Genomic DNA, 11,528 nt, shown 5'->3' on the forward strand with positions numbered 1-11,528 from the left:
TGCGTCGAGCGGCTTCGGCCTATCGACCTGCTGGCGACCGAGGCCTGAAGACGCACCAAGAGTTACCTCTGTTGAATATACACAAATGAACTATATACTTCTGAGGTAACCAAGTCAGGACCTTCCCGATGCGCGATTTCGCCCCCACCGAGGCTCGCCTGGACGTCACCCGGGCCAAATATCCCGCCTTTCCGCGGGAGCCGGCGGTGCTGGTGCGCCTGATCAAGCACCTCTTCAAAGAGATCCACGACGAGGCGAACGGGAAGCTGCGCGCTTACGGTCTCAACCATCCCGAATACAACATCCTCATGATGCTGTACGGGTCGCCGGACAACCGCATGCACCCGTCGGAACTGGCCGACGCCGCGGGAGAAAAATCCGCCAACGTCACCCGGCTCACCACCCAGCTTTGCGAGAAGGGCTACATCGTTCGCTCGGGCAGCGAGGAAGACCGGCGCAAGGTCACCCTCACGCTTACACCGGAGGGCCTTGCCGCGATCGCGGACTTCCTGCCGGACATCGTCACGTTGCTTCACCGGCAGACGCGTAATCTCGCGAAGAACGAGCAAGAACAACTCGAGCTCCTGCTCAAGAAGATGCTGGCCGGGTTCGGGGGAATAGGCGGGCGCGCTTCATGACCGGCTCCGATCTTTCAGGCAATGTTCCCGTCACCCGGCAACTCGTCGTCGAAACGCTGCGCGAGGAAGCCTCGGTGTGGCTGTTCGCGACCAAAACGCTGGTCGCGCTCTTCCTCACCGGCTGGATCGCCATGCGCCTGGACCTGCCGTCGCCGTCCACGGCGATGATCACCACGATCATCGTGGCGAACCGCCAGACGGGCATGGTGCTGGCAAAGAGTTTCTATCGTGCTATCGGCACCGTCGCCGGGGCGACGGCTGGGATCGGCATCGTCGCCGCCTTCCCACAGCAGCGCGATCTCTTCCTCGTCGCGTTGTCGCTGTGGCTCGGGCTCTGCGCCGGCGGCGCCACCCTCTATCGCAATTTCAAGGCCTATGCCTTCGTGCTTGCCGGCTATACGGCCGCCATCATCGCGATACCCGTCATCGACCATCCGCCGGGCGTGTTCGACTCCGCCGTCGCCCGCTTCAGCGAGGTGATGCTCGGCATCCTGGTCAGTGGCGCCATCAGCGACATCGTGTTCCCCAGCCGCATGCGCGATGTCCTGCGCCGCAGCGCGCGCTCCCAGTTCAGCGATTTCCTCGGGTTCGTGCGCGGCAGCATGGGCGGCGCGATCCCGCGCGATGCCATGGAGAAGGCGCATCTGCGCTTCGTCCGCGCCGCGGTGACCCTCGAGGATCTACGCAGCTCGGTCATCTTCGAAGACGTGGAGACCCGTGCGCGCAGCAACCACCTGCGTCTGTTCAACCAGCGCTTCATGGCGGCGTCGACCAGCTTCCAGTCCCTGCATCATCTGATCAACCGGCTCAAGCGCGCGCGTCGCGATCTGGCTGCGAATACCCTCATCCATCTATATGTTCCCCTCGGCGAGGCACTGGATGGGCCGCTCGAAGCGGGCGAGGGCGCGCGCATCCTCCTGACGCGCCTGCTCGCCGCGCGCGAGCGCATGCGCACGAATACCGAGGCCGCCCGCGCCGGTCTCGCCGACGAGGACCTGCGAGACGTCGACACCGGCGCTTCGCTTCTGCAGCGCTTCGCCGGCGAGTTATACGACTATGTCGACGCGGCCACGAGCTTGCTGACGCCCCGCATCGTCAACGCGTCGGTGGAGCGCGTGCGCTTCGACCGCGGTAACGACTATCTCGGCGCCGGTATCGCCACACTGCGCACGACGCTGACCATGCTCGTCCTCGGCACGTTCTGGATCGCCAGCGCGTGGCCCCTGGGATCCAGCGCCATGCTGATCGCGACGATCTTCGCCGGCCTGTTCGCCGTGACGCCGAACCCGACACGGGTGACCTGGGATGTGACCTACGGTTACCTGATCGGCATGTTGCTCGGCTTCGTCTGCAACTTCTTCGTGCTCACCCAGCTCGATGGCTATGGCCTCCTGATCGCCGGCGTGCTTCCCTTCCTGCTCGTCGGTGTCGTCCTGCTGGCAAGTCCGCGCTGGGGCGGGCTCGGCCTCGGCTGGGCGCTGGGACTGGTCTATATCCTGGCCTTCCGCAATCTCCAGTCCTACGATCCCGCGTATTTCATCAACGACGCGATCGCACAGATCGTGGGCCTGATGGCGGCGGTAGGGTCGTTCGTCGTCATTCCGTCGGCCATCGGGAGTCCGTGGCTGCGTCGCCGCCAGATGGCTCGTCTGCGCGGTCAGGTGGCGCTGGCCGCCGAAGCCCCGCTGCCGGGTCTTCGCCATCGTTTTGAAAGCGTCAACCACGATCTGTTCAGCCAGGTGGTGGCGCAGACCGAACCTGGCAGTGCCGATTCGCGCGCGCTGATTGCATGGGCGCTGGCGGTTCACGAAACCGGCCGTGCGCTGATCGAACTGCGCCACGACATGGCGCGGGGCGACCTGCCGTCGACGCTGAGGCCGTACCTCGACGACGCATTGTCGTCGCTTTCGCGCTTCTACGAGAGGCCCGATCCGGCGAGCTACCTGCTGGCGCGCGATGCCGTTGCCACGGCCATTGCCGGCGTCTGCGAACACGAAGGCCACCGTTACCTGCTTGAACACCTCCGGCTCGTCCGCATGGCCCTGCTCGACGGCGAGTCCGTCCTCGCCGCCTACATGCCGGGTACGCGACTTGCCCAGGAGATCGCCCATGCCCCGTGAAATCGCCCTTGGCGACGCGCTGGTCCCGGGACTGCTCGTCCTCTTTGTCCTCGCACTGCTGGCGCTCTGGCTGCTGGACTGGCTGGCGGGCCGCTTCGGCCTGTACCGCCTGGTCTGGCATCCGCCTCTGTTCCGCCTTGCGGTCTTCGTCTGTGTCTTCGGCGCGTTCGCGCTGTTCCTTTACTGAGTGATGCCGTCATGAAACTCGCCACCCTTGTCCGCTTCGCCGTCACCGCTGCCGTCGTGATCGTCGCTGCCGTGGTCGGGCATGCGTTGTGGAAGCACTACATGTATTCGCCGTGGACACGCGATGGCCGTGTGCGCGCCGAGATCGTGCGCATCGCGCCCGACGTGGCGGGTATCGTCACCGGCGTGTGCGTGGTCGACAACCAGGCCGTGAAGAAGGGCGACCTGCTCTTCGTCGTCGACCAGGCGCGCTATGAGAACGCCGTCGCCCAGGCGAAGGCGAACCTCAACGCGGCCGAGGCCGCTGCGCGCGCCGCCGGTGCAAACATCAACGCCGCCTTCGCGGGTGCGCAGCAGAGCCGTTCGAACTACGAGATGTACGAGGCGCAGTCCGAGCGACGGCAGAAGCTCATCAACAATGTGATCTCGGCGGAAGACAAGGCGAACGCCGCGGCTGCCGCGAACGCGGCCCGCGCCGGATGGCAGCAGGCCCAGGCCGGCACGAAGCAGGCCGGTGCCGCGCAGCAGCAGGCCCTCGCCGCCGTGGCGCAGGCCGAGGTGGAACTGGCTTCCGCGCAGTTGAACCTCGATCGCACGCGCGTGCTAGCGCCGGTTGACGGCTATGTCACCAATCTCGACGTGCGCATCGGCGACTATGCGAGCGCAGGCACGCCGCGCCTCGCACTGATCGATCAAAATTCGTACTGGATCTACGGCTATTTCGAGGAAACGAAACTGCCGGGCCTGCGCGTGGGCGATCCGGTGGACATCCGCCTGATGAGCGGCGGCGTGCAGCTGAAGGGCACGGTGGAAAGCATCGCCCATGGCATCACGGATGCCGATAACCCCACCGGCAGCGACCTGCTCGCCGACGTGAATCCCACCTTCAACTGGGTGCGCCTCGCGCAGCGCGTGCCGGTGCGGGTGAAGATCGACACCACGCACCTGCCTCCCGGCACGGTGTTGTCGGCGGGCATGACGGCTACGCTGATCGTGCGGCCATCGCACGACGACACCGTGGCGGCCCGGTAGGGGCGCGCTTGCAGGCGCGCAGCACGCCCTCGCGTTTCGTCCCGGGTTTCCCGATGGCGCGCGACGTGGGCATTTTCCCGCCGAACGTGCGTCATCGGCGGGTTCAGGCGTCCAGATCGGGGATCAGCCGGCTTTCGATCCGGGCGATGGTGTCTTTCAGGAGCAGCTTGCGCTTCTTCAGGCGGGTGAGTTGCAGCTCGTCCCGGCTGATCGAGACCGCCAGGTGGTCGATGGCCGCGTCCAGGTCGCGGTGCTCCATCTTCAGTTCGGTGAGGCGCTGGGCAAGCTGTGCGGGATCCTGAACCTGCATCGCATTCGGCCGGCGGCGAGGGAAGGGACGATTGTAACTCCGGGCGGGGGCCATCGCAGCGGCTACAATAGGGTTCCCCTCCAGGTCCCTCCCGCAGCATGTCCGCCACCCAAGACGCCACCCGCAAGCAGACCTTCGAAGCCGGCAAGCTGGCCAAGCGCCTGCGCCGCCAGGTTGGCCAGGCAATCGCCGACTACGGCATGATCGAGGACGGCGACAAGGTGATGGTGTGCCTTTCCGGTGGCAAGGACTCGTACACATTGCTGGAGATGCTGCTTTCGCTGCAGGCGAAGGCGCCCGTGCGCTTCGAACTGATCGCGGTGAACCTCGACCAGAAGCAGCCGGATTTCCCGGAGCACGTGCTGCCGGAATACCTGACCGCGCGCGGTGTGCCGTTCCACATCATCGAACAGGATACGTACAGCGTCGTCACGCGGGTCATCCCGCAGGGCAAGACGATGTGCAGCCTGTGTTCGCGCATGCGCCGTGGCGCGCTGTACCAATGGGCCGCGGATAACGGCGTCACGCGCATCGCCCTTGGGCACCACCGCGACGACATCCTGGGTACCTTCTTCCTGAACATGTTCTACCAGGGCAGCCTGAAGGCGATGCCGCCGAAACTGCTGTCGGACGATGGCCGCCACGTGGTGATCCGTCCGCTCGCCTACTGCCGCGAGGACGACATCGCGGCCTATGCGGAAGCCAGGCAATTCCCGATCATCCCGTGCAACCTCTGCGGCTCGCAGGAGAACATGCAGCGCAAGGTCGTCAAGCGCATGCTCGCCGACTGGGAAAAATCGCATCCGGGCCGCAGCGAGACGATCTTCCGTGCCATGGGCAATATCGCGCCCTCGCAGCTCACCGATCGCCACCTGTTCGATTTCGTGTCCCTCGGCGCTCGGGAAGGCGCACCGCGCGCGGACGCGCACACCTGGCTTGCCGGCGGCGACGCCGTCGACGATAACGACTGATTCCTCCCTTTACACATGCTTCAAGGCCTGCCGACCATGACCCTGTTCTCCTCCGTCGAACTCGCCCCGCGCGATCCGATCCTCGGCCTCAACGAGGCGTTCGGTGCCGATAGCCGCACCGACAAGGTCAACCTCGGTGTCGGCGTGTACTACGACGCGAACGGGCACGTACCCCTGCTGCGTGCCGTGCGCGAGGCCGAGAAAGCGCGCGTGGAAGCGGCGCTGCCGCGTGGCTACCTGCCGATCGACGGCATCGCCCTTTACGACCTGGCCGTGCAGAGACTGCTGTTCGGTGACGATTCGCCCCTGCTTGCCGATCGCCGCGTTGTCACGGCACAGTCACTCGGTGGTACCGGTGCGCTGAAAGTCGGCGCGGATTTTCTCAAGCGCCTGAACCCGTCGGTGCCGGTGGCGATCAGCACGCCCAGCTGGGAAAACCACCGCGCGCTGTTCGAGAGCGCCGGCTTCCAGGTGCTGGAATACCCGTATTACGACGCCGCCACCCACGGGGTGGATGTGGAAGGCATGCTCGCCGGCATGGCGAAGCTGCCAGCCGGCGCGATCGTCGTGCTGCATGCCTGCTGCCATAACCCGACGGGCGTCGATCTCACCACCGGCGACTGGACGCGCGTGGTGTCGGTCGTGCGCGAACGCGGCCTGGTGCCATTGCTCGACATCGCCTACCAGGGTTTCGGTGACGGCATCGAGGCCGATGCCGAGGCGGTGCGCCTGTTCGCCGCGGCGGAGGTGCCGTTCCTCGTTGCCAGTTCCTTCTCGAAATCGTTCTCGCTGTATGGCGAGCGCGTGGGCGCGTTGTCGATCGTCACCGCATCGCACGACGAAGCGGTGCGCGTGCAGTCGCAGTTGAAGCGCGTGATCCGCACCAACTATTCCAATCCGCCGACGCATGGCGCGGCCGTGGTCTCCGCCGTGCTCAATCACGACGACCTGCGCGCGATGTGGGAAGCCGAGCTGGGCGAGATGCGCGAGCGCATCCGCCTGATGCGCCGCAGCCTCACCGAGCGCCTGTCGAAAGTCGGCGATTTCGCCTTCATCGAGCGGCAGCGCGGCATGTTTTCATATTCCGGCCTGTCGGCGACGCAGGTAGAGCGCCTGCGTGCGGAATTCGGCATCTATGCCGTAAGTACGGGACGCATCTGCGTCGCGGCGCTCAACGAGGGCAACATCGAACGCGTGGCCGAAGCCATCGCCCGCGTCGTGTAAATCTTCCGGACCCCCTTCGCCGGCGGCTGCATATGCGGCCGCCATGGCTCTTCTTTTGCATGGGATTCTTCGATACATGTTCTTTCGCAACCTGACGCTGTTCCGCTTTTCCCAACCTGTCGCCGCCGACCTGGAACGCCTCGACGAGGTGCTGCCCGAGCACAGGCTGCGCCCGGTGGGCCCCATGGAGTTGACGACTCGCGGTTTTGTTTCTCCACTCGGGCGCAACGAGGAGGGCCTGACCCACGTTGTCGGTCGCAACACGATGGTCACGGTGGGGAGCGAGGATAAGCTCCTGCCGTCGTCGGTGGTCAACGACGAACTGGCCAACCGAGTGCAGAAGATCGCGGAAGAAGAAGGTCGCAAGGTGAGCGGCCGCGAGCGCAAGAAAATCAAGGACGACGTGATGAACGAGCTTCTGCCGCGCGCTTTCGTGCGCAGTTCGCGCATGAAAGCCTATGCGGACCGGAAAAACGGATGGCTGGTGCTGGATACGTCCAGCCGAAAGTCGGCGGAAAATACTCTGAGCCAGGTACGCGAGGCCTTGGGCAGCTTCCCGGCGGTGCCCTTGGCCCCGGAAGAATCGCCCCGGCTCCTCATGACCCATTGGGTGGCCACGGGCGAGCTGCCGGCTGGTCTGGCGCTGGGTGACGAGTGCGAACTGCGGGACCCTGCCACGGCTTCCGGCGCCATCGCGCGCTGCCGCCGCCAGGATCTCGACACCGATGAGATTCGAGAGCACCTACGCACGGGAAAACAGGTGTTCCAGTTGGGTTTGGTCTTCGACGACCGCATCTCCTTCGTGCTCGGAGAGGACCTGATCCTGCGTAAAATCAAGTTCACCGACGTGGTGCTGGACGAACAGGCCGACAGCCCGGAGTCCGCCGCGGCGGAAATGGATGCGAATTTCGCCCTCATGGCGCTGGAGTACGAGCGCCTGCTGGGCAAGTTGGAAGAATGGTTCAAGCTGCCGCGGCCGGAGTGACGGACGAAGGCGTCGCAGGCATTGATACGGGTTCGTGGAATGTTCGTCGGGATCGATACGAGACTCGCGACATGGCATCGGAAGACGGCGACTGGCTGGAACTGGCGACTCCCACCGGAGGCACCATACGGGTGCTGAAGGCGGCGCATCCGCGTGCGCGCCGCCTGCGCCTCACGGTAACGCCCAAAGGCGCCCGGCTTACCTATCCGAACGGCACCCACGTGGCGCAGATCACGGCCTTCCTGCGCCACCATGCAGACTGGCTCGAGCAGAAGCTGGGCGAGTTCCATCTGGACGCCGTGCCGCTGCCACCCTTGCGCGTCGGCGTACCCACCACGTTTCCCTTTCGTGGCGAGGACATCGTGCTCGATTGGGCCGAAGGTACGTATCCGCGCGTGGATCACGAGGCGGGTGCCCTGGTGCTCAGCATCCCGCGTCCGCATACGCGCGCGCTTCTGGTCGCGCGTGGCCTGTTGGCCACCCACTTCGAGGCGCAGATCCGCCGCGACGTTTCGCGCTGGCTTCCCGCTTACATTCCGCAGGTCAACGCCGCGCCCACGGCCTTGCGTATCCGACCGCTGAAGAGCCTATGGGGCAGCCTGGATACACGCGACAGGATCAACCTCGACCTGGCGTTGGCGCTCGCACCGCCCGCAGCGTTGCGTTACGTGCTGGTGCACGAGCTCTGTCACCTGAAGGTGCGCAATCATTCGCCGCGCTTCTGGCATTGGGTGGAAAGCGTGTTCCCCGACTACAAGGAACAACGCGCATGGCTGCGCGCGAACGGCAGCGGTTTGAAGCGTCAGCTCGACAGGTTGATCGCCGACGTGGCCGACTGATCGGCTTCGTAGGAGCGCGCCCTGCGCGCGACAGCTTTTCGCGAAGAGCAACAGGTCCTGCCTCTCACCGCCTCAAAGGCTGTCGCGCGCAGGGCGCGCTCCTACGCATCGACGCTGGAGTAGCGAATGGCCACCGACTTTGTAGGAGCGCGCCTTGCGCGCGACAGCTTTTCGCCTCTGTCGTCATGTATACGCGCCAGCTTCCAGGCTCGGCCTCAAAACATGTCGCGCGCAGGCGCGCTCCTACAACAGCGTGCCCTGCGCGAAACGGCGTGCCCTGCGCGAATATCAATGCGCCAGCGCGAAGCCCGTGATGATCCGTGCGGTTTCCACCGGCTTCTCCAGCATCGGCATGTGGTTGCAGCCGTTCATGACGGTGGCGCCGATGGACGGCGAGCTCTTCAGGCCGGCGCGCAGCGTATCCAGCGCCGACACGTCGATGATCTTGTCGTCGTGGCACCACAGACCAAGCACCGGCATCGACAGCTTGCCGATGACCGGATCGAGCGAATACGCCTGCGCGGGCTCCTTCAGTTCGTCGAACGTGCGCTCGATGAAGGCCTGGTCCTTCTGGTTGCGCGCGATCAACGCGTCTTCGAGCCGCCCCGGAATATGCGGCGGCTTGACGAAGATGCGCGCGAGCAGCGCCTCGAGCCCTGCACGGTCGTGGTAGACGAAGGGGTTGTTCCCCGCCTTCACCTGGCGAACGAACGCGTTCTCCTTGAACGTGAGCCCGAGTGAACTCATCAACACGAGGCTGGCGACGCGCTCCGGATGCTTGTCGGCATAGATGCCAGCGATCGCACCGCCCATCGATTGTCCGACCAGGAGGAAGCGCTGTGCCCCGATGGCGGTGGCGAAGCTCTCCAGGCGTTCGGCCTGTGCGGGGATGCCGTAGTCGCCGTCGTCATGCCGGGAAGATTCGCCCCAGCCGGGCAGGTCGGGAATCACCACGTGGAAATGGTCGGTGAGGCCCTTGGCCATTTCCAGCCAGGTTTCCTTGTTCGCGGCAAATCCATGCAGCAGCATGATGGTGGGACCATCGCCGCCTTCGTAATACGACCAGGTCGTATCGCCGGCGGCGACGGTCTTCTTTTCGAGGTGCGCCGACATCGCCAGCCTCGTGGCATCCGCCTTGAGCAGCAGCGCTGGAGCGAGGAAGTACACCAGGCCCGCTCCCAGGCCCAGCACCACCGCCACCACGACAAGGAATTTCAGCCGGCGTAGCAACAGCCGTTGCCAGAGGGGGCGGTTATCGGGAGTGACGAGCTTGGGATTCCTGGCCATGCTTTTACTTCTTCTTGGACTTGCCGGCGAGGATGCGTTCCACCGCCTGTTGGGTCATCGGGTGGTAGCCGGCCTTCGCCTTCGCATAGGTTTCCTTCGCGAAGGCCAGACCTTCAGGCGTGCGGGCAAAAGCACGGTACACCGGCGTGGTGAGGTACAGCCGGCCGATGCGCGTCATGTGCTCGGCAGCAGCCGTCCACACGTCCTTGTCGCCTGCGGCGATGGCGTGCGCATACCAGCGCATGCCGATCTCGGCGTTGGGCGTGCCGGTGAGGTGCCAGGCCGCATCGATGTCCTTGATCTTCGGCAGCGGGGTCACATCGGGCAGGCGGTCGAGGAAGTACATCCACTCCTGGGTGTTCCAGCCCTTCGCATCGAGCTTGCCGGCGTCGAGTTTGCCGGCGAGGAAATTCGTGCGCTCCTTGTCGATGGCGTCGAAACGCGGCGACGAAGGCAGCGGGGCATCTTTCGGGATACCCGGCTGCCAGATCCATGCGCGGGCCTCGGCTTCGCTCATCTTGCCCGGATACTTGTCCAGGAGATTGGCCTTGAGGTACGCGAACATCGTGTCGGTGTCGATGCTCTGGAAGGCGAAGTGGGCGAAGTAGCCCTTCAGGTAGGTATCGAATGTGTCGCGACCGAAACGCAATTCGAGCGTGCGCAGGAACCATGAGCCCTTGTCGTACGCAACGTCCGAGAGCGCGTCATCGGCACCGGCGCCGCGCGGATCGGGGGTGAGCTTCTGCACGTTCGCGGGCATTTGTCCGATCGACTTCTGCAGCGCGCGCGCCGACAGCAGCGCTTCTTCGTCGGCCAGTGCCTTGCCGTACACGGCCTCGGTGATGCGGCCCTGCACGTAGGTGGTGAAGCCCTCGTTCAACCAGATGTCGCGCCACGCGGCGCTGGTTACCAGGTTGCCAGACCAGGAATGCGCCAGTTCATGCGACACCAGCGAGACCAGGCTCTTGTCGCCTACCAGCACGGTGGGCGTGGCGAAGGTCATGTTCGGGTTTTCCATGCCGCCGAACGGGAACGAAGGCGGGAGCACGAGGATGTCGTAGCGGCCCCATGCATACGGCCCGTAGAGCTTTTCGGTAGTGGCGATCAGCTTTTCGGTGTCTTCGAACTCGTGCGCCGCCTTGCCGGCGACGCTGGGCTCGGCGTAGACAGCGCTACGCGGGCCGGTTTCCTTCACCGCGATGTCGCCAGCGGCGATCGCGAGCAGGTACGAGGGAATCGGATGCGGCTGGTCGAAGGAGAAGTCGCCGTCCAGGGGATGCTTCGCATCGTTGATGGCGCTCATGACCACGCGGACGTCCTTCGGCGCGCTGACATGCGCGTCGTAGGTGAAGCGGATCGCCGGCGAATCCTGCAGCGGCACCCAGGAGCGCGCGTGGATCGATTCCGACTGCGAGAACATGAAGGGCTGCTTCTTGTCCGCGGTCTGCTCCGGCGTGAGCCACTGCAGGCCGGACGCTTCAGGGACGGTCGCGTAAGCGATCCGCACCGCGGCCGGGTGGGCCGGGGCCACGATGGTCAGCTTCGAGCCGAGCTCCTTGTCGCGCGGGGCGAGCGCGAAGGTCAGCGGCGTACCCTTGCCGGATGCGTCGACCGCTTCGACGCCGTCGATCTTCAGGTCGCGCGTGTCGAGGACCAGGTCCTTCGCCTTGGCATCCTTCCAGTCGAGCTTCAACGTGGCGTTGCCTGCAAGCTCGCGCTTGCCGAAGTCCAGCTTCAGGTCGAGGTCCAGGTGGGTGACGCGAACAGCGTCCGGCTGAGCATAGGAATGCGGATCGGCCGCGAACGCCACGACGGGGTACGCCATGGTGAGGGCAACGACGGGCAGCAGGCGCATGGCATGGTTCCGGTGGAAGAAGCGGGCAGTATGCCACCGCGGCCCCCATGCCGGATCGCGAACGTCGCCCGGGGCATTGAC

General features: G+C 65.1%; 11 protein-coding genes. 8 read left to right on the forward strand and 3 right to left on the reverse strand.

Translation table 11 applies throughout. From position 1 onward, the window contains the following. Positions 1-128 precede the first annotated feature (128 nt). From VGM71_RS01290 to VGM71_RS01305, 4 genes are read left to right on the forward strand one after another with little or no spacing between them, the layout of a single operon-like run. A complete protein-coding gene (locus tag VGM71_RS01290) occupies positions 129-638 on the forward strand; it encodes a MarR family winged helix-turn-helix transcriptional regulator (RefSeq protein ID WP_331541952.1) in 510 nt (169 codons plus the stop codon). Continuing rightward, positions 635-2,758 carry an FUSC family protein gene (locus tag VGM71_RS01295; RefSeq protein ID WP_331541954.1) on the forward strand — a complete coding sequence of 708 codons (2,124 nt, stop codon included), beginning with the start codon at positions 635-637 and terminating at the stop codon, positions 2,756-2,758. The genes VGM71_RS01290 and VGM71_RS01295 overlap by 4 nt, the downstream gene beginning before the upstream one ends. After that, a complete protein-coding gene (locus VGM71_RS01300; RefSeq protein ID WP_331541955.1) occupies positions 2,748-2,945 on the forward strand; it encodes a DUF1656 domain-containing protein in 198 nt (65 codons plus the stop codon). The genes VGM71_RS01295 and VGM71_RS01300 overlap by 11 nt, the downstream gene beginning before the upstream one ends. An 11-nt stretch (positions 2,946-2,956) precedes the next feature. Beyond that, positions 2,957-3,976: an HlyD family secretion protein gene (locus VGM71_RS01305; RefSeq protein WP_331541956.1), complete on the forward strand. Its 1,020-nt coding sequence runs from the start codon at positions 2,957-2,959 to the stop codon at positions 3,974-3,976. A 103-nt stretch (positions 3,977-4,079) separates the two neighbouring features. Here VGM71_RS01305 and VGM71_RS01310 read toward each other — a convergent pair whose 3' ends face one another. Next, entirely contained in the window at positions 4,080-4,286 is a 207-nt protein-coding gene (locus tag VGM71_RS01310) for a YdcH family protein (protein ID WP_331541957.1), read from the reverse strand. A gap of 98 nt (positions 4,287-4,384) precedes the next feature. Between VGM71_RS01310 and ttcA the strand changes: the two genes are divergently transcribed. The 4 genes from ttcA to VGM71_RS01330 all read left to right on the forward strand — a co-directional run bounded on the left by ttcA (position 4,385) and on the right by VGM71_RS01330 (position 8,305). Then, on the forward strand, positions 4,385-5,257 hold the full coding sequence (ttcA, locus tag VGM71_RS01315) for a tRNA 2-thiocytidine(32) synthetase TtcA (RefSeq protein WP_331541959.1): 873 nt from the start codon (positions 4,385-4,387) through the stop codon (positions 5,255-5,257). Between the two features lie 36 nt (positions 5,258-5,293). After that, entirely contained in the window at positions 5,294-6,481 is a 1,188-nt protein-coding gene (locus VGM71_RS01320) for an amino acid aminotransferase (RefSeq protein ID WP_331541960.1), read from the forward strand. A gap of 76 nt (positions 6,482-6,557) precedes the next feature. Further along, a complete protein-coding gene (locus VGM71_RS01325; RefSeq protein WP_331541961.1) occupies positions 6,558-7,466 on the forward strand; it encodes a recombination-associated protein RdgC in 909 nt (302 codons plus the stop codon). 71 nt (positions 7,467-7,537) lie between these two features. Next, positions 7,538-8,305, forward strand: a complete 768-nt coding sequence (locus VGM71_RS01330; RefSeq protein WP_331541962.1) for a M48 family metallopeptidase — start codon at positions 7,538-7,540, stop codon at positions 8,303-8,305. Positions 8,306-8,593: 288 nt separating this feature from the next. Here VGM71_RS01330 and VGM71_RS01335 read toward each other — a convergent pair whose 3' ends face one another. Both VGM71_RS01335 and VGM71_RS01340 read right to left on the reverse strand, forming a co-directional pair. Continuing rightward, a complete protein-coding gene (locus tag VGM71_RS01335; protein WP_331541963.1) occupies positions 8,594-9,592 on the reverse strand; it encodes an alpha/beta fold hydrolase in 999 nt (332 codons plus the stop codon). 4 nt (positions 9,593-9,596) lie between these two features. Next, positions 9,597-11,447 carry a M1 family metallopeptidase gene (locus VGM71_RS01340; protein WP_331541964.1) on the reverse strand — a complete coding sequence of 617 codons (1,851 nt, stop codon included), beginning with the start codon at positions 11,445-11,447 and terminating at the stop codon, positions 9,597-9,599. Between the last annotated feature and the right edge of the window lie 81 nt (positions 11,448-11,528).

Origin of the sequence: Luteibacter sp. (assembly GCF_036499525.1) — a bacterium.
Classification (GTDB): domain Bacteria; phylum Pseudomonadota; class Gammaproteobacteria; order Xanthomonadales; family Rhodanobacteraceae; genus Luteibacter.